The organism is Achromobacter pulmonis (assembly GCF_021733725.1).
GTDB classification, from domain to species: domain Bacteria; phylum Pseudomonadota; class Gammaproteobacteria; order Burkholderiales; family Burkholderiaceae_B; genus Achromobacter; species Achromobacter pulmonis.
The window spans coordinates 5,353,751-5,376,855 of sequence record NZ_JAIFOT010000001.1; the positions used below are offsets into that span (position 1 = coordinate 5,353,751).

Consider the following 23,105-nt stretch of genomic DNA (forward strand, 5'->3'; position numbering starts at 1 on the left):
TCCACAATATGGCGCGCCCATCTCCCTGGGAAGTCTCGGCCATCGCGCGCTTGCCACGGTGGCCGCTGTCCGGGTCCAGCCGTTCCGATCAGGAAGCGACTTTCTCCACCAGGGCCATTTCATCGCTGGTCATCATCTTTTCGATATCGACCAGGATCAGCATGCGTTCATCGACCGTGCCCAGGCCCGTCAGGTATTCCGTGGACAGGGTGGCGCCGAATTCCGGCGCCGGGCGGATCTGGCCGGCGTTGAGCATCAGCACGTCCGACACGCCATCGACCACGATGCCGACCACGCGGCGGTCGAGGTTCAGGATGATGACGACGGTCTGCTCGTTGTATTCGACGCTGCCGAGGTTGAACTTGATGCGCAGGTCGACGATCGGCACGATGATGCCGCGCAGGTTGGTCACGCCCTTGATGAACGGCGGGACGTTGGCGATGCGGGTCACGGTGTCGGCGTCATAGCCGCGGATTTCCTGCACCTTCAGGATGTCGATGCCGTACTCTTCATCGCCCAGCGTGAAGACCAGGAACTCGTTGCCGACATCTTCATTGCGCGCGGCTTGCGCTTGCGGTTTGGCTGCCATGGGGCTATTTCTCCATCAATTCAGAATGGCTTCGGGCTGCGACCAACGCTCACGGTTGGCGCGCGCAAGCGCAAATACGTCGACGATCAGCGCCACGCTGCCATCGCCCAGGATGGTGGCGGCGGAGATGCCGGGGACCTTGCGGTAATTCGACTCGAGATTCTTGACCACCACCTGATGCTGGCCGATCAGGTGATCCACCAACAGCGCGAAACGGCGGTCCTCGGCCTGCATGATGACCGCGATGGCCTGGGTCGGGTCGGTCTGGGCCTCGCCGACCGAGAATACGCGGTGCATTTCCACCAGCGGCAGGTATTCGCCGCGCACGTGCATGACGCGCTCGTTGCCGGCCACGGAATAGATCTGGTCGTTGGTCGGCTGCAGCGATTCGGTCACGTGATTCAGCGGCAGGATGAAGGTTTCCTCGCCGACCCGCACCGACATGCCATCCAGGATCGCCAGCGTCAGCGGCAACACGATGCGCGTGGTGGTGCCGTTGCCCGGCTCGCACGACAATTGCACATGACCGCCCATGTCCTGGATATTGCGGCGCACCACGTCCATGCCGACGCCGCGGCCGGAAATGTCGGTGACCTTTTCGGCCGTGGAGAAGCCCGGCGCGAAGATCAGTTGCCAGATTTCGTCGTCCGGCGAATTCTCGTTGACAGGCAGCCCCTGGGCCATGGCCTTCTTGAGGATCTTCTCGCGGTTCAGGCCGGCACCGTCATCGCTGACTTCGATCACGATGTTGCCGCCGTTGTGCTGAGCCGACAATACCAGCTGGCCCACCGGATCCTTGCCGGCGGCGACACGTTTTTCGGGCGTCTCGATACCGTGGTCCAGGCTGTTGCGCACCAAGTGCGTGAGCGGGTCGATGATACGTTCGATCAGGCTCTTGTCGAGTTCGGTGGCGCGGCCGTAGGTCTGCAATTCGATCTGCTTGCCCATCTTGCCGGCGATGTCGCGCACCAGACGCGGGAAGCGGCTGAAAACGTAGTCCATCGGCATCATGCGGATCGACATGACGGCTTCCTGCAGGTCGCGCGCATTGCGCTCGAGCTGCTCCATGCCATTGAGCAGGCGGTCGTGCAGCACCGGGTCCAGCGTCGACGCGGTCTGCGCCAACATGGCCTGGGTGATGACCAGTTCGCCCACCAGGTTGATGACCTGGTCGACCTTCTCCACGCCGACGCGGATCGAGGTCGATTCCTTGTCGACGTGGGCCGGCGCAGCGGCGCGGCTGGTGCGCGCCGCTTGCGAGATGGCCTCGGCGGCGGCGGCGGATTCGGCCATGGCGGGCGCGGCGGCGGGCGGCGCGGCCTCGAGCGCTGCGGCGGCCGGCTCGGCGGCCACAACGGGCGCCGCCACGGTTGGCTCGGCAGCAGTCGCCGGCGGCGCTTCGCGGGCAATGTTCAGTTGGTCGGCATCGACAATGAAGCAGCAGACGGCCTCGATGTCGTCCGGTGTGCAGGTGCTGTCGACCCAGACGGTCAACACGCCGTTGGCGCGCTGGCTGGCCTTGACCTGGCCGAGGTTGCCCATTTCTTCGAGCAGCGCCTCGGCGTCCTTGTCCGACACCTTGGTGATGCGCACGCGCAGCGGCAGACCGGCAGCGTCGGCGGGCTCGGCCGCCGGAGCCGCCTCGACCGCAGGCGCGGGGGCCGCCTCGACCACGGGCGCGGGAGCGGGCGCGGCCTGAACCACCGGAGCGGGAGCGGGAGCAGGCGCCGAGGCAGCCGCCGCGGGATCCTTGTGCTCCAGGGCGAGCTGCCTCAATACCGCGCAGATACGCTCAAACACGGCTTCATCGGGCTCTTCGGAGGCCCGGTAGGCATCCAGTTGGCTTTTGAGCACGTCTTTCGTTTCCAAGAAAATATCAATCATGTCCGTGCGCAGCGCCATTTCGCCGCGACGGATCGCGTCCAGAAGGTTTTCGAGCAAGTGGGTGGTGCCCGCCAGCTGGTTGAAACAGCCAAACGTCGCGGCGCCGCCCTTGATCGAGTGGGCTGCGCGGAAGATGGCGTTGAGCTGCTCGATGTCCGGCGCGCCCACGTCGAGCTCGAGCAACAACTGCTCCATTTGCGCGAGCAGCTCGTCCGCCTCGTCGAAAAAGGTCTCGTAAAACTGACTGAGGTCCAATCCAGAACTCATGACCCGTACGCCTTCATAAATGAACTTGCCTACGCGCCGGACTGCTCATCGAGCAGCTCGGACGCCAATTCCACCAGCACATCGGGATCGACCGGCTTCGAGAGCCAGCCGCATACACCGAGGTCCCGGGCGGCCATTTTGCTGTCCACGTCATCCTCGGTGGTCAGCACCAGTACCGGCACATCCAGGTACTGTTCCTGTTCGCGCAAGCCCTGGATCAGTTGCAGCCCGCCCATCACGGGCATGTTCCAGTCGCTCACCACCAGGTCCACCGGATGGCTCCTGGCCACCTCCAGCGCTTCCTGGCCGTTGCCGGCCGTCAAAACCTTCCATCCCGCGCCCGTCAGCGTCGCCTGGACGATCATTCTCATCGTCGCCGAATCGTCCGCCACCAGAATCGTTGCCGCCATTGCTATCGAGCCCCTTCAGCGGGCGGCGTTGCCGCCGCGTCGCCATGCTTAGTTGCCGTCGTGGCCTTGGCTGCGGCATTCGCCGCCTCCACGGCCGTCCCAACCTCGCGGGCATCCTTGGCGCTGACGTCCGCTGCCGCGGCGTTCTCGCTTTCGATGCGCCGCTGGGTGCTCTGGTTGAGCACCACTAGGCTGATACGCCTATTAACGGCCGCATACGGATCATCTTTAACCAGACTCATGCTCGAGGACAGGCCCTGGATGCGCATGACCTTGCTTTCGTTCATGCCACCGGCCACCAATTCCTGGCGCGATGCGTTGGCCCGGTCGGCCGAGAGTTCCCAATTGCTGTAGGCGCGTTCGCCGCGGGCATACTGCGACGCATCGGTATGCCCGGAGATGCTGACCTTGTTAGGCAGTTCGTTCAGAACCGGCCCCAATTCCCGCAGGATGTCGCGCATATAGGGCTGCACTTCGGCGCGCCCGGTGGCGAACATGGGGCGGTTCTGGTTGTCGATGATCTGGATGCGCAGGCCTTCGGTGGTCATGTCGAGCAACAGCTGGGGCCGGAAGCTCTTGAGCACCGGACTGTTCTCGATGACGTTTTCCAGCCGCCGCTTGAGGTTTTCGAGGCGATGCTGGTCGCGGCGCTCGGCGTCGCCCATCGGCTGGGCCTCGACCCGGTTGCCCTGGCCGCGACGCTCGTCGCCGTCGCTGCGCAGGGGATCGCGGCCGCCGCCGGGAACCGCGCTGGTCTCGGCCGAGCTGCTGGGGCCGCCGGTCAGGGCCACGCGCAGGGGCATGCGGAAGTACTCGGCGATACCTTTCAGTTCCTCGCGTGGCACGATGCTGATCAGCCACATCACCAGGAAGAACGCCATCATGGCCGTGATGAAGTCGGCGTAGGCGATTTTCCAGCTGCCGCCGTGGTGTCCGCCGCCATGGACCTTCTTGCGGCGGATCACCACGCGGTGGTTGTTTACGGTGCTCATGGCCCGCTCCGTCAGGCCTTGGCGGTGGACTTGGTCTGCCGGACGTGCTCTTCCAGCTCACCGAAGGTCGGACGCACCGACGAATACAGCACCTTGCGACCGAATTCCACCGCCAATTGCGGCGGGTAGCCGTTCATGCTGGCCAGCAGCGTGGTCTTGATACATTCCAGCACCTTCATCGCCTCGTCCGTGCGCCGCTCGATGCGCGAGGCCAGCGGACCGACGAAGCCGTAGGCCAGCAAAATGCCCAGGAAGGTGCCGACCATGGCCTTGGAGATCAGGTCGCCGAGGATGGCGGGAGGCTGGTCGACGGCGGCCAGCGCCTTGATCACGCCCAGCACCGCGGCCACGATACCGAACGCCGGCAGGCCGTCGGCCATCTGCCGGATCATGCTGGCGGGCACTTCGCGCTCGTGGCGGTAGGTTTCGATTTCCTCGTCCATCAGCGTTTCGATCTCGAACGAGCTCATGTTGCCGCTGATCATGATGCGCAGGTAGTCCGTGATGAACTCCATGAGCTTGTCGTCTTTGGCGATGCGCGGGTACTCGCTGAAGATCGGGCTGGAGGCCGGATCCTCGATGTGCGATTCGATGGCCATCAGGCCCTCGCGGCGCGCCTTGTTCAGCAGCACGTACAGGAGCGCCATGAGCTCCATGTAGACGTCCTTGCCGTAGCGCGAGCTTTTCAGCGTGTCAGGCAGTGCCTTCTTGACCAGCATCAGCGACTTCTTGCTGTTGCCGGCCAGGAACGCGCCGAAGGCCGCGCCGAAGATCAGCGTCAGCTCGAACGGCTGGTAAAGCGCGCCGAGATGACCGCCGAGCGCTACGAAGCTGCCGACGACCGACACGATCACCACGAGAAAACCGATAACAATCAACACATCAGGCCCCTGCCAACGAAGTCTAAAACCGGCGTCAATGATCCCCTGTTCCCCCCGTCCCAAAAAGGCGGGTTACGGGGAGTTTTCCAGGGCTTTTGATGTATTTGGACGCACCGCTCAGGAACGGGCGGCGTCTACGGCTGGCGCGGAACGGGTGCCCGCCCGCGCCTTGGCGGCGGCGCGAGTCTTGCCGGCGCGGGGGGGCGGACGGCAGATCGCGCACACGAAATCCGACTGCGGGTCATGCGCATGGGCAATGAAATGCCCGCCGCACTGGCGGCAGGCGGAGAGCTGCAGCATGCCGCTGTCGAAGAACCGCACCAGCATCCAGGCGCGGGTGAAGCTCAGGACGGGTTCGGCGGACTCGGCGTTGTCGACGCCGGCGTTCTCGAGATAGAGCCGGTAGGCGTCGATGATGGCGCGGATGCCCTTGCTGCTGGTACGCGCATTCAGGAACGAATACACGTTGTAGAAAAGCGAGGAGTGGATGTTCGGCAACCAGGTCATGAACCAGTCGACCGAAAAAGGCAGCATGCCCTTCGGTGGCGAGCAGCCGCGGATCTCGCGGTACAGACGTGCCAGGCGGTCGTGGCTGAGACTGGTTTCAGCCTCCAGCACCTGCAACCGCGCCCCCAGGGTAATCATGGAGCTGGCGAGCAGGATGTCATCCGCTTCCTGCGAAACGCTCTTGGTGGCCATTACACGTGTCCGAAGTGGGCGTCGACCGGCCGTCAGGCCAGTTCTTCGACAGGTTGCTTGGCCAGCAGGATCGTCGCATGCGCTTGCTGCAGCGCACCACCGAGCACGTCGTGCGTCAGCGCCGACAGCAGGCTGTAGTCATCGAAACGGAAACGGCACAGGAGCGAGCTGGAACTGGCCAGCTTGACCAGCTGGGCCGGGGAAAGCCGCATCAGGATGTCGGCAACTTCGTTGCTGAATCCCAGGCGGAACATCGATGCGGCATAGTCATCGCGCAGCATGCGCTGGGCGAGAAGTAGATAAGACAGATTCACTTCGCGGATATCTGCCAGCAAAGAATTTTCGACTTGTTGCACGCCCGACTCCCTATTCCCTATCCCACCGAAGGGGCTTGATAACCAATGACATGCGCAACATTGTTGCGCCCGCCCGCTGCATCCTGTTTTAATGCGAAATGTATCATTTGTTCGCAATTTAAGTAAAATTTACCACAGGTCATGTCATTTTCTATGACTTATATGACAAATCTTTGTTGATATTGCGCAACGTGATGCTATAGACACACCTTGACATATAAATTCCTGACAAATGTACGTCAATTTGGCAAATAAGCATTCAAAACATTGCGTGCTTTAGCGAATGAAATGCCGTCTTTTGCCGACAATGGCGCCTTGCCGATCACAAAATCTTGCTAGCCTTAGCGTAGCCGCGCGTTTGTCGACAATGTCGTAAATTGACAACAACCGACAATGCGTCACGATGGACACCGCCCGACATTTCCGCAATGCCCCACGCAGATGACAGCTTGGTCGAATATGCCCCGCTAGTGCGGAAGCTGGCCCTGCAATTGCTCGCCCGGCTGCCGGCCAGCGTCGAGCTCGACGACCTGATCCAGGCCGGCATGATCGGACTGCTGGACGCCGTGCGGCGTTACCAGGAAACCGCCGACGCGCAGTTCGAGACCTACGCCACCACCCGCATCCGCGGCGCCATGCTCGACGAGCTGCGCGGCCAGGACTGGCTGCCGCGCAGCGTGCGCGCCAAGGCCCGCAAGATCGAACAGGCCATCCAGCAGTTGGAGCAGCGCCTGATGCGCGCCCCCAGCGAAGCCGAGATCGCGCAGCAGATGGAAATGCCGCTGAGCGAATATCAGACGCTTCTGCATGACGCCCAAGGCGTGCAGATCGTTCATTACGAAGATTTCGCCACCGAGCCGGACACCGCCTCGGGCCAGTCCGACTGGGCCGCCACGCTGAACCACGGCGCCGCCGGCGGCAATCCGCTGGACTCGCTGCTGGCCGGTGACTTCCGTCAGGCCCTGATCCACGCCATCGACACCCTGCCCGACCGCGAAAAGCTGCTGCTGTCGCTGTGCTACGAGCAGGGCCTGAACCTCAAGGAAATCGGCGCGATCATGAACGTGACCGAGGCCCGTGTCTGCCAGCTGCGTTCACAGGCCACCGCCCGCATCCGCGCCAAGCTGCGCGAACAGGCCTGGCAGCACCTGCCCCAGGACGGGCAGATCGCGCAGATCATCTGAAGCACAGGGCCGCAGCCTTGCGGCCCGCGCCCGACCCGCCATGCCGTCGGGCGGGAATTCCAGGGAAATCCAACGCTATTCGCGCCATTGCGCCCCGCCCATCCTTGTTAGCCTAGCAAGCTGACCCAATGAGGTGCGCAGGGCGATCCGTCGCCAGATACGCACCGCGACCCCTGGAATTTCGCCATGAGCGCACCCGACCTCCTGACGCAGGCCATTTCCGACGCCTACGACGAAACCCCGTATATCTCCCTGCCGTTTTCCTACACCTCGCCCGGCCATCTGCGCGCGGTCGCGCACCTTTACCGGCTCGAGGCGCCCGCGCTGGAGCAGGCGCGGGTATTGGAACTGGGCTGCGCGGCGGGAGGCAATCTGTTGCCGTTCGCGCTGGCCCACCCGGGAGCCCAGGTCGTGGGTATCGACCTGTCGCCCGAGCAGATCAACGCCGGCCGGCAGGTTGCCGAAGCGGTCGGCGCGCGCAATCTGGATCTGCGCGCCATGAGTCTGACGGATATCACCGCCGCGTTCGGCACGTTCGACTACATCATTTGCCACGGCGTGTTCAGCTGGGTGCCGCCGGACGTGCGCGACGCCATCCTGCGCGTCTGCCGCGAGAACCTGGCGCCGCAAGGCATCGCCTACGTCAGCTACAACACCTACCCGGGCTGGAAGGCGGCGGATGTGATCCGCGACGCGATGATACTCAACAGCTTCGGCGCCCAGACGCCGCAGGAGAAAATCGCCCGCGCCAAGGACATGCTGACGCTGATCGAGAGCGGCCTGTGGCATAACAATCCGCTACGCACGGCACTGCAGCCAGCGGCGCAGAAACTGCGCGGCCAGACCGACCACTACCTGCTGCACGAGTACCTGGAAGCCATCAACACGCCCTGCTATTTCCTGGAATTTGCCGCCGCCGCGCAGCAAGCCGGGCTGGCCTATGTCACGGACGCCGAACCCCAGCAGACGTTTCCCTCGACTTACGGCGGCACCGTGGCGCTGGGCCTGAACGGCTTGTCGGTCAACGCCAACCGGGAAATGCGCGAGCAATACCTCGACTTCGCGGTGGGCCGCCAGTTCCGCAAGAGCCTGCTGGTGCATGCCGAACGGGCCGGCGAGATCCTGGAGCAGCCGCAGGGCGATGCCTTCACCACCATGCACTTTGCCGCCGACCTGACGCCTCTTCCGGCGCCGGCGGGCGCGCCCGCGGGCCAGCGCCAGTTCCGCACCGCGGCCAATACCAGCATCACCACCCAGGACCCGGCGATGGCCGCCCTGATGGAGGGGTTGGCGCGGACCTGGCCGCAATCGCACAGCTTCGATGCGCTGTGCGACAGCGTGCGCCACGTGGCGGGCGACCAAGAGGCCGGCGCCCTCTCCGACGCGCTGATCGGAAATCTGGTCACGCTGCTACAGGCGGGCGCCCTTCACTACCGGCGCGAGCCCGCGCCTTATGACACGCCGCAGTCGCGGCCGCAATTGCTGCCGGGCGCCGTCCAGTTGCTACAACAAGTAACAAAAATAGGGTGCCAGGTCGGCATGCACAACGCTTGGCATCACCCCGTCACGCCACCGACCGCCCCGCTGCACGGCTACCTCCTGAGCCAGATCGATGGCCAGCGCAGCATCAGCGATCTGCGCACGCTGGCCCGCGATGCCCTCACGGCCGGGCGCTTCCCGCATCCTGACGGCAAGTCCTATAAAGGTGCGCGCAACCTCGACCCGGTAGCCCAGGATATCGTCACCAGCCTGCTCGCCGGCCTGCGCCACGCGGGCCTGTTACTGCATTGAGCGACCTCCGCGGCGGTTGCGCCGCGGCCCCGGATTGGTCTGAATCTGCGTCAAACAACATTTTGCGAATGCCAAAAAAAGCCCTAAAGATTGATTTGCGACTGCCGTAATCCTTGCAACGGAGAAATTCGAAGACGCAAGAAATCGAATTCTTCCCGTTACAACGATGGGCGGCCCAGCTGCCCGGTTTGAAGAAGCCTTTCTCTCTTGGGAGCCTAAACATGGCTGCAGTTATCAACACCAACTACTTGTCGCTGGTTGCTCAGAACAACCTGAACAAGTCGCAATCCGCCCTGGGTACCGCCATCGAGCGTCTGTCGTCCGGCCTGCGCATCAACAGCGCCAAGGATGACGCCGCCGGTATGGCCATTGCCAACCGCTTCACCGCGAACGTCAAGGGCCTGACCCAAGCCGCCCGTAACGCCAACGACGGCATCTCGCTGGCCCAGACGACGGAAGGCGCCGCCTCCGAAATCAACACCCACCTGCAGCGCGTTCGCGAACTGTCGGTGCAAGCCGGTAACGGCAGCTACTCGCAAGAGCAGCTGAACTCGATGCAAGACGAAATCAACCAACGTCTGTCGGACATCGACCGCATCTCGCAACAAACCGACTTCAACGGCGTGAAGGTCCTGTCCTCCAACGCCAAGCCCCTGACGCTGCAAGTCGGCGCCAACGACGGCGAAACCATCACCCTGAACCTGACCGAAATCAGCGTCAAGACCCTGGGTCTGGACGGCTTCAACGTCAACGGCTCGGGCGTGACCCAGAACCGCACGGCCACCGTGTCCGACCTGCAAGCTGCCGGCGGCACCTCTGTTGGCAACGACTGGACCGTGACCACGAACCACGCCAGCGCCACCGCTGACCAAGTGTTCGGCAAGCTCGAAGGCGGCAACAAGGTCACCGTGGGCACCGGCGCCGGCGCCACCGTCTACACCTACGACGCCAGCAACAAGAACTTCACGTTCACCGACAAGTCGGCGTCGAACGCCGCTGCCGTGACCGCCCTGGCCAACTCGCTGCGTCCGGCCACCGGCACCACCACCGCCACCTACACCCACAGCAACGGCTCCGCTTCGACCTCGTTCGAAGTCGACGCCACGGGCAAGGTCACCGTCGGCGGTCAAGCCGCCTACCTGGATGCCGCCGGCAACCTGACCACCAACAGCGCCAGCGCCACCGCTGCCACGCTCGACTCCGTGATGACGGCTGCTTCGAACAACACCGGCGCCGCCGGTTCGTCGTCGGTCGCCATCGGTGGCAAGACGTACTCCAACACGGGCACCGCCAACCAACTGACGTTCACCAACACCATCGCCTCCGATGCGCTGCTGGCCAACGTCAAGGCCGCCGCCAACTCGTCGATCCAACTGGGCCAGGGCATCACCAGCGCCACGGTTACGCTGGTCAACGGCACCTCGACCGACACGTACGTCGACGACAAGGGCTCGTTCACGACCACCAAGACCTTCGACACCGTGTACACGGTTGATCCCAACACGGGCAAGGCCACGGTCAAGAGCGGCACGGGCACGGGCGACTACGCTCCCCAAGTGGGCGCCACCGCCTACGTCAGCGCCTCGGGCAAGCTGACCACGGACACCACCAGCAAGGGTACGCTGACGACCGATCCGCTGAAGACGCTGGACGCCGCCTTCACCAAGCTGGACAAGCTGACCGGTGAACTGGGTGCCGTGCAGAACCGTCTGGAATCGACCATCGCCAACCTGAACAACGTGGTCAACAACCTGTCCAACGCCCGTTCGCGTATCCAGGACGCCGACTACGCCACGGAAGTGTCGAACATGTCGAAGGCCCAGATCCTGCAACAGGCTGGCACCTCGGTTCTGGCGCAAGCCAACCAAGTGCCGCAAACCGTGCTGTCGCTGCTGCGTTAATTCGCGGCTCGCAGCCCGGACGGGCGGGGAAGCCCTGGTTTCCCCGCCTGGCCAGCCGGCCACGGCCCTTCGCACCGTGGCCTACCATCCAAAACCCGCCTCCTGGCGGGTTTTTTCATTCCCGCCGGCTTCGCGCGGTTTCATCCAAACTGGCGGCGAATTGGCATGCTGATTCGCTGAATGAGCCGGTGCCCGCCTCCCTAGAATTACCGCAATCATTCCCCGGGGCCCGCCCCTCCTTCGCACGCCACATGTCTTATCCGGCCCACACCCAACGACAGACCGCCGCTGATCCCGGCCCCCTCGCCCCCAGCCATTCCCCCGAACGGCTGCGCGCCACCGCCCACCTGTATGGGGTCGAGACAGTCCCTCTGGACAGCGCCCGGGTGCTGGCCATCGGCTGTGGCGACGGCGCCGGGCTGCTGCCCTTCGCCCTCGCCCACCCGCAGGCGCAGGCGGTCGGTCTCGACGGGTCCGAGGCCCTGGTGGCACAAGGCACCGAGACCGCCCGGCGGCTGGGCGCGGCCAACCTCACGCTGTATGTGGGCGAGGCGGCCGACATCGGCACCCAGCTGGGCCTGTTCGACTATGTCATCGTCACCGGCCTGTACAGCTACTTGCCCGCGCCTGCCCAGCAGGCATTGCTGCAGGCTTGCGCGCAATTGCTGAGTCCGCGCGGCATCCTGTATCTGGATTGCCATGTCTATCCCGGCGCCAAATCGCTGGAAGTGGTGCGCGATGCCATCCTGCTGCACGGTCACGCCGCCCAGAACGGCGACGAATTGCGCCAGAGCGCCCGGGCGGCGCTGTCCCTGTTCAAGGACGGCATGGCGGCGGCCAATCCGCATGCCGCGTCCCTGGCGGCCGCGGCGGATCAGTTCGCCCGGGCCCTAGACAACGCCAGCGGCGCCGATCCGCTGGCCTGCAATCCCAGCTATTTCGTGGAATTGGCCGGCGCGGCCGGCCAGGCCGGCCTGGCCTACCTGGGCGACGTGCAGCCCCTGAGTGAATTGCCGCTCTCGTTCGGCCAAGGCGTTTCCCTGAACCATAGCCTGGTGGCAATGGGACAACCCGCCACCGTGCGCCAGCAGTATCTCGATTTCGCCACGGGTCGCGCGTTCCGCCAATGCCTTTGGCTGCGGGAGGAACGGGCGGGTGAAGTCCAGCGCCCGGACCTGGCCCGGCTGCATGACCTGCGCTTCGCCGCCGGGCCGATCCGGCTGGCCGCCAATGGCCAGGAAGAGGGAGCGACCTATGTGAACCACCTTGGCCGCGCCCTGGTCACGCACGACCCCGACACGGTGACCGTGGTGGATACGCTGGCGCATGCCTGGCCCCGCTCGCTCCCCTACAGCACCCTGCTGGCCGTCCTGCTCTATCGCAACCAGATCGACAATGACGCGGCCGCCAAGATCCTGCAACGCACGCTGCAAACCTTGCTCGAGCATGATCTGGTGCACTATTGCCTCGACCCCGGCCCCTACGAAACCGAGGGCGACGACAGCTTGCGCCTGCTGCCCTTCCTGAGCACCGCGGCGGCGGACGACGAACCCGCGCTACCGCGCTTCAACCTGTGGCACGAAACCGTCAATTACGTGCCGCCTGCGCAGCAGGCGGCCATCCTGGCCAACCTGGCGGCGGGCCGCCTGCCCAGCGCCGCGGCCGGCGATGCCCCGCCGCCCCTGCCCGCGGACGTGGCGGAAACCCTCTCGCTGGTCAAGCGCTATGCGCTGGCCCAGGGTAGCGCCAAGGCCTGGGCCGACCTGCTGCGCCGCACGCTCGAGGCAGCCGGAGAGGACTACATGCCGCTGGCCGGCATGTATGCCAGCGCGCTGGCCTGCCTGAGCCTGAATTCGCGTGTGCTGCAGGCCAGCGGACACCAGTCCGTCCCGCCTGCCGGCCTCACGGCTCAGGTCAAGCGCATGCACGAACTGATGATGCGCAAGGCCTACCTCGAGGCCGAGCCGGTCGCTCGGCAGCTGACCAAGCTGGCGCCGCGTTTCTGGGACGCCTGGGAAGCGCTGAGCATCGCCCTGTTCAGCACCTTTCGCAGCCCCCAGGCGCTGCAGCCCACGCTCACCATGATGAATCTGGCGCCGGCCGATGCCCAGAGCCACATCGTGCTCGCCGCCGTCCTGACCCAGCTCGGACGCACCGCCGAGGCGATCGGCGTGGCCCGCCGCGCGATCGAGCTGGACCCGCGCAGCCCCGAAACCCATTCCGCCCTGGCCGATGCGCTGGCCGCCGAGCGCCGCTACAAGGAAGCCGAAGCCTGCAACCTGACGGCGCTGACGCTCGATCCGACCCACCGCAAGGCGCTCATCAACCTGAGCAAGATCTACATCGACTCGGGCGAGGTGACTCAGGCCGAGGCAATGACCCGCAGGACCCTGGCCCACTACCCGACCGCTGCGGTGGCGCGCAACAACCTGCTGTTCGCCATGAACTATTCGGACGACCGCACGGCCGAAGAAGTGTTCCAGGCCTATCGCGATTACGACACCGACCTCTGCCTGCCGCTGCGTTCGACCTGGAAGCCGCACAACAACAACCGTGATCCGCAGCGCAGGCTCAGGATCGGCTACGTGTCGCCCGACTTCCGCCAGCACTCCGGCAATTACTTCATCGAGCCGGTGTTCGCGCACCATGATCGCGAGCGCTTCGAACTGACCGCCTACGCGGAACTGGTCGCCGAAGACGCCACCACGCCGAGGCTGAAGGCCTACTTCGACCACTGGGTCCCCACGGCGTCGATGAGCGATGCGCAGCTGGCCGAACGCATCCGCGCCGACGGCATCGACATCCTGATCGACGTCGCCGGCCACACCGCGGGCAACCGGCTGGGCGCGTTCGCGCGCAAACCCGCGCCGGTATCGCTGACGTGGCTGGGCTTTGGCTACACCACCGGGCTGTCGGCCATCGACTACATCATGACCGACGACGTGATGCTGCCGGCGGGCTATGAGCACCTGTTCTCGGAAAAGCCCTGGCGCCTGGCACAAAGCAATTTCATCTACCGGCCGGGCACCACCATGGGCGACCCCGGCCCGCTGCCGGCGCTGACCAACGGCTACGTGACGCTGGGAACGCTGACCCGCGCCATCCGCATGAACGACCGCACCGTCAAGGTGTGGTCCGAGATCCTCCGGCGCCTGCCGCAGGCGCATCTGGTGGTAAACAGCACCAGCTACCGCGACGGGCCCATGCGCGAACAGCTGATCCGCCGCTTCGAGGCGCACGGCATCGAACGCCAGCGGCTCGAAGTCGGTTGCACCAGCCCCCCCTGGGACGTGCTGCGCGGCATGGACATCGGGTTGGACTGCTTCCCGCACAATTCCGGCGTGACGCTGGTCGAAACGCTGTACATGGGCGTGCCTTATGTAACGCTGGCCGATCGTCCCAGCGTCGGCCGTATTGGCGCTTCCGTTCTGCACGGCATCGGTCGTCCCGAATGGGTGGCCGATGACGAAGACGCCTACATCCGCAAGGTGGTGGAACTGGCCAGCGATCTCCCCGCCCTGCAGGCAGTACGCAACACGCTGCGCGATGAAATGCGCGCCAGCCCCTTGATGGACGAACCCGCGTTCGCCCGCAAGTTCGAAGCCGCCCTGCGCGGCATGTTCACGAATTGGTGCGAGAACCAAGCATGAAAGCAATCATCCTGGCCGGTGGCCTGGGCACCCGTATTTCCGAAGAAACGCATACCCGGCCCAAGCCGATGATCGAAATCGGCGGCCGGCCCATCCTGTGGCACATCATGAAGACCTACTCCGCCCATGGCGTGAACGACTTCGTGATCTGCTGCGGGTACAAGGGCTACATGATCAAGGAGTACTTCGCCAACTACTTCCTGCACATGTCCGACGTCACCTTCGACATGGCCGACAACCGCATGGAAGTCCATCAGCGCAAGGCCGAGCCGTGGCGCGTGACGCTGGTGGATACCGGCGAGAACACCATGACCGGGGGCCGTCTCAAGCGCGTGGCCGATTACGTCAAGGAAGAGGAAGCGTTCTGCTTCACGTACGGCGACGGGGTGGCCGATATCGACATCAGCGCGCTGATCGCGTTCCACCGCCGCCATGGCGGCAAGGCCACGGTCACCGCGGTGCAGCCGCCCGGCCGTTATGGCGCGCTGCGCCGAGAAGGCGACCGCGTCACCGGTTTCACCGAGAAACCGCGCGGCGACGGCGGACTGATCAACGGCGGCTTTTTCGTGCTGTCGCCCAGCGTGCTGCCCCTGATCGCCGGAGACGACACCAGCTGGGAAGCCGAACCGCTCGAAACCCTCAGCCGCGAAGGGCACCTGCACGCCTACGAACACCTGGGTTTCTGGCAGCCGATGGACACGCTGCGAGAAAAGAACCTGCTCGAATCGCTGTGGAACGCGGGACAGGCGCCCTGGAAGGTCTGGTGAAGCCGATCGCGCTATTTGATCAGCAGGCCCTGCCCGGTGGGTAATTCCAATACCCGATAGCCGCGTCGCGCAAACCACGGGTCCTCTGCCTCTTTCTGGGCGCGATACGCCAGCCAGCCATAGTCATCCAGGATCAGCACCGCCCCCGGCACCATGCGATCGAACAGTGTTTCCAGCGCGCCGATTTCCGCATCCGCGTTGTTCAGGTCGAGATGCATGAAGGCGATCTTGGCGGGCGCGACATCCTGCAGCACCTGCGGCACCTGGCCTTGTGTGACGGTGACGTTGGGCAGATCGGAGAACCGCTGCCTGACCTGGAGATACAGCTCCTTGCCGTGCTCCGGCATGGCGTGATGCGGCTGGGAGGGATCGTGATCGAACAGGTCATACAGATAGTAGTGGCGGTCCGGGTGGGATGAAAACTCGACCGCATCGCAAACGATCCGCGCCGTCGTGCCCTTGTAACAAGCACACTCGACGAAATCGCCCTCCAGGCGCAGGCCCTGGCGCACGCCCCAAAGGACCACCGAAATCCGCCACAGCACGGCCTGCTCGATCTCGGTGCCCGCGTGGTCGCCGAACGCCTTCATCAGGGCCGGGTCGTCCAGAAAGCCCAGATTGCGATGATAGGTAAAGAGATTGTCGCCCGCGTAGGCGCCTGCGATGCCCTCGATTGCATCGAGGGCGGTCTGGAGCCCTTCGTAGAACATTGTGGGGTTCCGCAGTCCGAAAAACACCGTTTTCAGATGATTCTTGCTCATTTTCGATGGCTTCCCGACGGATATGAAACGCGATCACGCCATCATCCGCGAGGCGAGAGGCCGCGGGCCGGCGTTTCCGCCCACGGATATCTCAAAAAGCGCCACGTCCCACCACACTCCGACCTTGCCCGAAAACTAGGGGTCGATCTCCGGACTGATCCCCCTATTGCGATGCAGGCAAGTCTTTAGAATCCTCCGTGTCACGGACATTACCCCCTCCCGAAACGCCTCCCGCCCCGAACGCCGCCGATCCCATTTGGAACTCATGACCGGGTCCTTCCTGCCATCCCCCGCCTTCTGGCGCCACAAGCGCGTTCTGTTGACCGGCCACACGGGCTTCAAGGGCGGCTGGCTGGCGCTATGGCTGCACCGGCTGGGCGCGCATGTCACGGGCATCGCGTTGCCGGCGGACACGACGCCGGCCCTCCACCAGGCGGCCCGCATCGACGAGCTGGTCGAAGGCCGCCATTGCGATATCCGTGACGCAGCGGCATTGCGCCAGCTCGTCCTGGCGGCGCGGCCTGAAATCGTGCTGCACCTGGCCGCGCAGGCCCTGGTGCGCCCCAGCTACGCCGAGCCGGTCGCCACCTTCGCCACCAACATCATGGGCACCGCGCACCTGCTCGATGCCCTGCGGTCGGCGCCGGACACCCGGGTGGCGGTCATGGTCACGACCGACAAGGTCTATCGCAACAATGAATGGCCTTATCCGTACCGCGAAAACGACGCGCTCGGCGGGCACGACCCCTACAGCGCCAGCAAGGCGGCCAGTGAACTGGTCATTGCCTCGTATCGCGACGCGTTCCTGAAAGAACAGGGCCTGGCGGTCGCCAGCGCCCGCGCCGGCAATGTGATCGGCGGCGGCGACTGGTCGGTCGACCGCCTGTTGCCTGACGCCGTACGCGCCTGGCGCGACGAAGGCGAACTGCAGGTGCGGCGGCCGCAATCGGTGCGGCCATGGCAGCACGTGCTGGAACCGCTGGCCGGCTACCTGGCGCTGGCGCAGGCGCTATGGCACGACCCCGCCCTGGCGGATGCCTACAACTTCGGACCGGATGCCGCCGAGGCGGCGCCGGTGCGCACGGTGATCGACCTGGCGCAGGCGGCCTATGGCCGTGGCCGCGTCGCCTACGCCGCGCAGCCCGAAGGGCCGCACGAGGCTGGCCTGCTGATGCTGGACACCGCCAAGACGCGCGCGGTGCTCGGCGCGACGCCGCGCTGGCCATTGGCCATGGCGGTCGCCCGCAGCATGGATTGGTACCGCCGTTTCGATGCGGGCGAGGATGCGCGGACGCTGTGCCATGCCGATATCGACCGCTACTCGGAACCGCAATGAGCCTTGAGATCCACGACACCCCTCTGGCCGGGCTGAAACGGGTGCAACGGCGCCCGCGCGGTGACGCGCGCGGATTCCTGGCGCGCCTGTTCGACGCCGAGGCCCTGCGCGCCGCGGGTTGGGAAGGCGCCATCGCCCAGGTCAACCACACCCATACCGCCACACGCGGCACGGTGCGCGGCATGCACTACCAATTGCCTCCCCATGCCGAGATGAAGCTGGTCAGTTGCATCCGCGGCGAAGTCTGGGATGTCGCGGTGGATCTGCGTCGCGGCTCGCCCACTTTCCTGCGTTGGCACGCCGAGCGGCTGTCCGCCGACAACGGCTGCGCCCTGCTGATCCCGCAGGGCTTCGCGCATGGCTTCCAGACCCTGTGCGACGACGTGCAAATGCTGTATTGCCATTCCGCCGCCTACGCCCCGCAGGCCGAGGCAGGCCTGCATTTCCAGGATGCCCGCCTGGGCATTGCCTGGCCCTTGCCCCCTACCCTGGTATCCGAGCGCGACCTGCAGCATCCGCGCCTGGACGCCGCTTTCCCCGGAGTCGCGCCGTGAAGTGCCGCCACTGCCAGGCCGACCTGCGCCTGCCGTTCCTCGACCTGGGCCATGCCCCGCCGTCCAATGCCTATCTGACCGCCGACGCGCTGCGCGGGCCCGAGACCTGGTTTCCGCTGCGCCTGCTTGTCTGCGAATCGTGCTGGCTGGTCCAGACCGAAGACCACGCGGGCCGCGAAGCGCTGTTCACCGACGATTACGCCTACTTCAGCTCGTTCTCTTCGTCATGGCTGGCGCATTCGCGCCGCTACGTCGACGCCATGGTTGCCCGCTTCGGGCTCGGCCCCCAGAGCATGGTGTGCGAGATCGCCGCCAATGACGGCTATCTGCTGCAATACGTCAAGGCCGCCGGCATTCCCTGCTATGGCGTGGAACCCACCGCCAGCACGGCCCAGGCCGCGCGCGAGCGCGGCATCGACATCGTGCAGCGCTTCTTCGGCGTGGCGCTGGGCGACGAACTGGCCAGCACCGGCCGCGCCGCCGACCTGATCGCCGCCAACAATGTGCTGGCGCACGTGCCGGACATCAATGATTTCGTCTCCGGTTTCGCAGCGCTGCTCAAGCCGCAGGGCGTGGCCACTTTCGAATTTCCGCACCTGCTGCGCATGGTGCGCGAAAACCAGTTCGACACCGCCTACCACGAACACTATTCCTATCTGTCGCTGACCGCCGTCTCGCGCATCTTCCAGGCCAATGGCCTGCGCGTTTTCGATGTCGAGCCCCTGCCCACGCACGGCGGCAGCCTGCGCGTGTATGCGCAGCGGCTCGATACCGGCAATCACGAGGCCACGGCGGCGGTGACGCGCACGCTCGACGAAGAGCGGCAGGCCGGCATGACCGGCGCGGCGTTCTATTCCCGTTTCCAGGAACAGGCCGAGCGCATCAAGAACGACCTGCTGGCGCTGCTGCTGGAGTTGCGCCGCAATGGCAAGCGCGTGGCCGCGTACGGCGCGGCAGCCAAGGGCAATACCCTGCTGAACTTCGCTGGCGTGCGGCCCGACCTGCTGCCCTATGTGGTGGACCTGAATCCGGCCAAACAGGGCAAGCACCTGCCGGGCAGTCACATTCCCATCGTCGCCGAAGACGTGCTGCGCCAGGACCGGCCCGAATACATCGTGGTGCTGCCCTGGAACCTGAAGGCCGAAGTGTCGCAGCAACTGGCCTATGCCCGCGAGGGCTGGCATGCCAAGCTGGTCACCGCGGTGCCGGCCCTGGCGATCGACGGCGGCCAGGACGCATGAACACCCCAACGGTCACGGTCCTCGGGGCGACGGGCTTCATCGGCCGCCACCTGCTGGCGCGCCTGCGCGCCGACGGCGCGGACTGCGCCGGGCCGGCGCGCGACGAGCCCGGCTTGTTCGAGCGCCCGCTGGGCCACGTGATCTACGCCATCGGCCTGACCTCGGACTTCCGCAGCCGGCCGCTCGATACCGTGGAGGCGCATGTCTGCCTGTTGCGGCGCCTGATCGCCGCCGGCAATTTCGACAGCCTGACCTACCTGTCCAGCACCCGGGTTTACGCCGGCTCGCACGACACCCGCGAGCAGGCGGCGCTGACGGTCAATCCGAACGCGCCTGGCGACCTCTACAACCTGTCCAAGCTGATGGGCGAGTCGCTGTGCCTGCATGGCGGACATCCGCTGGCGCGGGTGGCCCGCCTGTCCAACGTCGTGGGGCTGCGCGATTCCGCCGACAGCTTCATCGATCAGCTGCTGGAGGAAGGCGCCAGCAGCGGCCGCATTGCCCTGAAAACCACGCTGTCCTCCCGCAAGGACTACCTGTATATCGACGACGCCGTCGCCCAGATCCTGGCGCTGGCCCGATCTGACGCCACCGGCATCTTCAACCTGGCCCAGGGCCATGGCGTCGAGAACCGCGCCATCGCCGAATGCCTGCGCTCGGAACTTGGCTACGTCGTCACCGAAGCCGCCGACGCTCAGCAGTGGGCCTTTGCCGATATCGATACGCAGCGCTTCCAGACCCGTTTTGGCCTCACGCCACGCGCATTCTCCGATTATTTCCCGCATTTTCTGGCGCAGTTCCGCCAACGCAAAGGAATCTGAATGTCCTACCTTGAAACCACGCCCGACGCGCATCCCGAATACCGCCAGGAAAAAGCCGCCCGTATCGGCGCATTCGCGACCGACCAGGAATTCCGCGAGCTGTCGATCGCCTGGCGCCAGATGGCGCTGGAACGCAAGTACATGAACAACTTCTCGTGGGCCGGTCGGCCGCTGATCCAGCTGCCCATGGACGCCATGGCCATGCAGGAACTGATCTGGGCGGTCAAGCCTGACCTGATCATCGAGACCGGCATCGCCCATGGCGGTTCGCTGATGCTGTCGGCCTCGATGCTGCAACTGCTGGGCGCCGGCGAGGTGGTGGGCGTGGACATCGAGATCCGCGAACACAACCGCCGCGCCATCGAGGCCCATCCGCTGGCCAGCCGCATCCACCTGATCGAGGGTTCCAGCATCGACCCGGCCACCATCGCCCAGGTACGCGCGCACGCCCAGGGTAAGAAGAACATCATGGTGTGCCTGGACTCGAACCACACGCACGACCACGTGCTGGCCGAGCTGAACGCCTATGCCGACCTGGTCAGCGTGGGCAGCTACTGCGTGGTGTTCGACACCTTCGTCGAAGACATGCCGGCCGACTACGAGTGGCCGGGCCGCCACTGGGGCAAGGGCAACAACCCCAAGACCGCAGTCTGGGAATGGATCAAGAGCCATCCGGAATTCGAGATCGACCGCTCGGTCGAAGACCGCTTGCTGGTGACCTCGGCGCCCGACGGCTTCCTGCGCCGCAAGGCCTGACCACGCCAAGGGCCGCACCATGATCGAGATCGCCCCGAGCGCCCGCGTCTCGTCGCTGGCCGACATCGAGGATTCCACCCGCGGCACCCGGATCGTGATCGGCCCGGGCGCCGTGGTGGACGCCTTCGTCAAGATCAAGCCTGCCGGCGGCGCGGGCGACGTCATCATCGGCCCTGATTGCGTCATCAATTCCGGCTGCGTGCTCTATACCGGCAACGGCATCCGCATGGGCGCGCGCGTGGCGGTCGCCGCCAATTGCACCTTCGCGCCCGCCAACCACGAGTTCCGCCGGCGCGACCTGCCGATCCGGCAACAGGGGTTCCGCCCCAGCAAGGGCGGCATCCTCATCGAAGACGACGTCTGGATCGGCGCCAACTGCGTGCTGCTGGACGGCGCCATTCTGCGCGAAGGCTGCGTCATCGCCGCTGGCAGCATCGTGCGCGGCGAAATCGCCGCCTTCTCGATCCAGGGCGGCAACCCCATGAAAGTGCTGGGCTGGCGCGAAGAGACCGGCGGCTGAGCCGCGCCGACGCCAGGCAATCCCTCCGTACAAACTGAAACAGAAAAGCGAACGGACTTATATGCGCGAAAGATTCGAAGCCGACGGCTATCTGGTCCTGAAGAACTTCTGGAAGCACGGCGAACTCGACGAGCTGGAAGACCAGTTGGGCGAGCTGGGGCGGCGCATCGTCGGGCCGCAATTCGATGTGCACGATTTCAGCCGCTATACGCTGGACGCGGCCACGCAGTCGCTGCTGTATGACCGCCTCAAATACCTGCCCGCGCTGTCGCGCCTGTCGGGCAGCGCGGCCGTGGACCGGCTGTGCCGCGAACTGGGCCTGGCCCACCCCGGCCTGATGGGCTGCTGCAACATGCGCCTGGACAAGCCGGCCGATGCCCGCCACCTGTTCGCCTGGCATCAGGACACGCTTTACCTGCTGGGCTCCGAAAACGCGGTGACGCTCTGGATACCGTTCCAGGACGTCAGCCTGGCGTCCGGCACGATCCAGGTCATTCCCGGCAGCCACAAGCGCGGCCTATATCCCTTCAAGCGCATCAGCGACAAGGTGATCGCGCCTTACGTGCCATTCCTGCAGCGCGACCTGAGCCTGGACTATGACGTGACGGAACCCCCCGAAACCGTCACCGCCGCTCGCGGCGACGTGGTCATCTTCAAGCAATTGCTGCTCCACCGCAGCACGCCCAATCTGGGCGACCAGATCCGCTGGACCACGCAACTGCGCATCACGGACCTGGCCGACGCCGAATACCGCCGCCAGCGCTACCCCACCGGCGACCGCAGCAACATCTTCTATGTCGACTACCCCGGGCACAATGCCCAACGCCGTCGCGAACAGGAATCCGAGAGAACCGCAACATGAACGACACCACCGATCCCTCCCGCTTCCGCCAGGATGGCCGCAGCACCACCCGCGAAGTGGGCTACCGTGCGGAACTGGGCGCGTTCTTCGATGCGGCCGGCGGCAGCACCGTCGAAAAGCTCGAGAACTTCGCCAGTTTCGTGCCGCGCCAGAGCCTGGCGCGCTTCCTGTGCCTGACGGAACTGTTCAAAATGGCCTTGCACGTGCAGGGCGACATCATGGAATGCGGCGTCAACTGGGGCGGCGGCCTGATGACCTTCGCCCAGTTGAGCGCCACGCTCGAGCCGGTCAACCTGCAACGCCGCATCGTCGGCTTCGACACCTTTTCCGGGTTCACCGGCATTGCCGACGAGGATCGCCATGCCGTCGTGCAGACCACCGAGCGCCGCGAGCACGGCTACCAGGCCGACAGCTACGCCGATCTGCAGCGCGCCATTGCGCTGTTCGATGCCAACCGCTTCATCGGCCACATCCAGAAGGTCGAGCTGGTCAAGGGCGATGTCGCCCACAGCGTGCCGGAATACCTGGCGCGCGAACCGCAGACCGTGGTGTCGCTGCTGCACCTGGACCTGGATCTGTACGCGCCCACCAAGATCTGCCTGGAGCATTTCCTGCCGCGCATGCCCAAGGGCGGCGTCATCGTCTTCGACGAACTGAACAACCGGACCTGGCCGGGTGAAACCCTGGCCGTGATGGAGAAGCTGGGCCTGAATCGGTTGAGAATCCAGCGTTTCACCTACGAACCGCACATCAGCTATGCCATCCTGGAGTAACCAAGCCGCCCGAGCCACGGCATGATTGAGCGGAAGCCGGCATTTTTGCCGGCTTATTCCTTTTTTGCCCGCTCTGGCAGGCGGTCATAATTGCGTTCGTACAATTTTGT

The 23,105-nt window shown here is 65.1% G+C and carries 21 protein-coding genes; 13 read left to right on the forward strand and 8 right to left on the reverse strand.

The annotated features are described in order from the left end of the window. Positions 1 to 88: 88 nt before the first annotated feature. From cheW to flhD, 7 genes are all read right to left on the reverse strand, one after another. Positions 89 to 589 (reverse strand): chemotaxis protein CheW, encoded by a 501-nt coding sequence (gene cheW, locus K2W61_RS24700; protein WP_006387513.1) that lies wholly within the window; start codon positions 587 to 589, stop codon positions 89 to 91. A gap of 15 nt (positions 590 to 604) precedes the next feature. Next, positions 605 to 2,740 carry a chemotaxis protein CheA gene (cheA, locus tag K2W61_RS24705; RefSeq protein WP_236756751.1) on the reverse strand — a complete coding sequence of 712 codons (2,136 nt, stop codon included), beginning with the start codon at positions 2,738 to 2,740 and terminating at the stop codon, positions 605 to 607. Positions 2,741 to 2,769: 29 nt separating this feature from the next. Next, the gene (locus tag K2W61_RS24710; RefSeq protein WP_175134616.1) at positions 2,770 to 3,150 is read right to left on the reverse strand and encodes a response regulator; all 381 of its coding nucleotides are present in this window, start codon (positions 3,148 to 3,150) and stop codon (positions 2,770 to 2,772) included. Between the two features lie 2 nt (positions 3,151 to 3,152). Continuing rightward, a complete protein-coding gene (motB, locus tag K2W61_RS24715) occupies positions 3,153 to 4,142 on the reverse strand; it encodes a flagellar motor protein MotB (RefSeq protein WP_175134615.1) in 990 nt (329 codons plus the stop codon). Positions 4,143 to 4,153: 11 nt separating this feature from the next. Further along, positions 4,154 to 5,023 (reverse strand): flagellar motor stator protein MotA, encoded by an 870-nt coding sequence (motA, locus tag K2W61_RS24720; protein ID WP_175134614.1) that lies wholly within the window; start codon positions 5,021 to 5,023, stop codon positions 4,154 to 4,156. A gap of 117 nt (positions 5,024 to 5,140) precedes the next feature. After that, a complete protein-coding gene (gene flhC, locus K2W61_RS24725; protein ID WP_175134613.1) occupies positions 5,141 to 5,722 on the reverse strand; it encodes a flagellar transcriptional regulator FlhC in 582 nt (193 codons plus the stop codon). A 32-nt stretch (positions 5,723 to 5,754) separates the two neighbouring features. After that, the gene (flhD, locus tag K2W61_RS24730) at positions 5,755 to 6,078 is read right to left on the reverse strand and encodes a flagellar transcriptional regulator FlhD (protein WP_006219025.1); all 324 of its coding nucleotides are present in this window, start codon (positions 6,076 to 6,078) and stop codon (positions 5,755 to 5,757) included. Between the two features lie 428 nt (positions 6,079 to 6,506). Between flhD and K2W61_RS24735 the strand changes: the two genes are divergently transcribed. The 5 genes from K2W61_RS24735 (at position 6,507) to rfbF (ending at position 15,371) form a co-directional block, all read left to right on the forward strand. Then, positions 6,507 to 7,262, forward strand: coding sequence for an RNA polymerase sigma factor FliA (locus K2W61_RS24735; RefSeq protein ID WP_175134612.1), 756 nt, complete (start codon positions 6,507 to 6,509; stop codon positions 7,260 to 7,262). 186 nt (positions 7,263 to 7,448) lie between these two features. Continuing rightward, the gene (locus tag K2W61_RS24740) at positions 7,449 to 9,053 is read left to right on the forward strand and encodes a methyltransferase regulatory domain-containing protein (RefSeq protein ID WP_175134611.1); all 1,605 of its coding nucleotides are present in this window, start codon (positions 7,449 to 7,451) and stop codon (positions 9,051 to 9,053) included. 221 nt (positions 9,054 to 9,274) lie between these two features. Beyond that, complete coding sequence (locus K2W61_RS24745; RefSeq protein ID WP_175134610.1) at positions 9,275 to 10,954, forward strand: flagellin N-terminal helical domain-containing protein; 1,680 nt, start codon at positions 9,275 to 9,277, stop codon at positions 10,952 to 10,954. 251 nt (positions 10,955 to 11,205) lie between these two features. Next, complete coding sequence (locus K2W61_RS24750; RefSeq protein WP_236756752.1) at positions 11,206 to 14,604, forward strand: O-linked N-acetylglucosamine transferase family protein; 3,399 nt, start codon at positions 11,206 to 11,208, stop codon at positions 14,602 to 14,604. After that, a complete protein-coding gene (rfbF, locus tag K2W61_RS24755; protein WP_175134608.1) occupies positions 14,601 to 15,371 on the forward strand; it encodes a glucose-1-phosphate cytidylyltransferase in 771 nt (256 codons plus the stop codon). Before K2W61_RS24750 ends, rfbF begins: the two co-directional genes overlap by 4 nt. 11 nt (positions 15,372 to 15,382) lie before the next feature. Here the strand turns inward: rfbF and K2W61_RS24760 are convergent, their stop codons facing one another. Continuing rightward, the gene (locus K2W61_RS24760) at positions 15,383 to 16,132 is read right to left on the reverse strand and encodes a class I SAM-dependent methyltransferase (protein ID WP_236756753.1); all 750 of its coding nucleotides are present in this window, start codon (positions 16,130 to 16,132) and stop codon (positions 15,383 to 15,385) included. 265 nt (positions 16,133 to 16,397) lie between these two features. Here K2W61_RS24760 and rfbG point away from each other — a divergent pair, with 265 nt between their 5' ends. The 8 genes from rfbG to K2W61_RS24800 all read left to right on the forward strand — a co-directional run bounded on the left by rfbG (position 16,398) and on the right by K2W61_RS24800 (position 22,995). After that, a complete protein-coding gene (gene rfbG / locus K2W61_RS24765) occupies positions 16,398 to 17,468 on the forward strand; it encodes a CDP-glucose 4,6-dehydratase (RefSeq protein ID WP_175134606.1) in 1,071 nt (356 codons plus the stop codon). Beyond that, positions 17,465 to 18,022 (forward strand): dTDP-4-dehydrorhamnose 3,5-epimerase, encoded by a 558-nt coding sequence (gene rfbC / locus K2W61_RS24770; RefSeq protein ID WP_175134605.1) that lies wholly within the window; start codon positions 17,465 to 17,467, stop codon positions 18,020 to 18,022. Before rfbG ends, rfbC begins: the two co-directional genes overlap by 4 nt. Continuing rightward, positions 18,019 to 19,263, forward strand: coding sequence for a class I SAM-dependent methyltransferase (locus tag K2W61_RS24775; protein WP_175134604.1), 1,245 nt, complete (start codon positions 18,019 to 18,021; stop codon positions 19,261 to 19,263). Before rfbC ends, K2W61_RS24775 begins: the two co-directional genes overlap by 4 nt. Next, positions 19,260 to 20,084 (forward strand): NAD-dependent epimerase/dehydratase family protein, encoded by an 825-nt coding sequence (locus K2W61_RS24780; RefSeq protein ID WP_236756754.1) that lies wholly within the window; start codon positions 19,260 to 19,262, stop codon positions 20,082 to 20,084. The genes K2W61_RS24775 and K2W61_RS24780 overlap by 4 nt, the downstream gene beginning before the upstream one ends. Then, positions 20,085 to 20,840 carry a cephalosporin hydroxylase family protein gene (locus K2W61_RS24785; protein ID WP_175134602.1) on the forward strand — a complete coding sequence of 252 codons (756 nt, stop codon included), beginning with the start codon at positions 20,085 to 20,087 and terminating at the stop codon, positions 20,838 to 20,840. A 19-nt stretch (positions 20,841 to 20,859) separates the two neighbouring features. After that, the gene (locus tag K2W61_RS24790) at positions 20,860 to 21,360 is read left to right on the forward strand and encodes an acyltransferase (protein ID WP_175134601.1); all 501 of its coding nucleotides are present in this window, start codon (positions 20,860 to 20,862) and stop codon (positions 21,358 to 21,360) included. 61 nt (positions 21,361 to 21,421) lie between these two features. Further along, positions 21,422 to 22,222 (forward strand): phytanoyl-CoA dioxygenase family protein, encoded by an 801-nt coding sequence (locus tag K2W61_RS24795; RefSeq protein WP_175134600.1) that lies wholly within the window; start codon positions 21,422 to 21,424, stop codon positions 22,220 to 22,222. After that, positions 22,219 to 22,995 (forward strand): TylF/MycF/NovP-related O-methyltransferase, encoded by a 777-nt coding sequence (locus K2W61_RS24800; protein ID WP_175134599.1) that lies wholly within the window; start codon positions 22,219 to 22,221, stop codon positions 22,993 to 22,995. Before K2W61_RS24795 ends, K2W61_RS24800 begins: the two co-directional genes overlap by 4 nt. Positions 22,996 to 23,105: the final 110 nt, after the last annotated feature.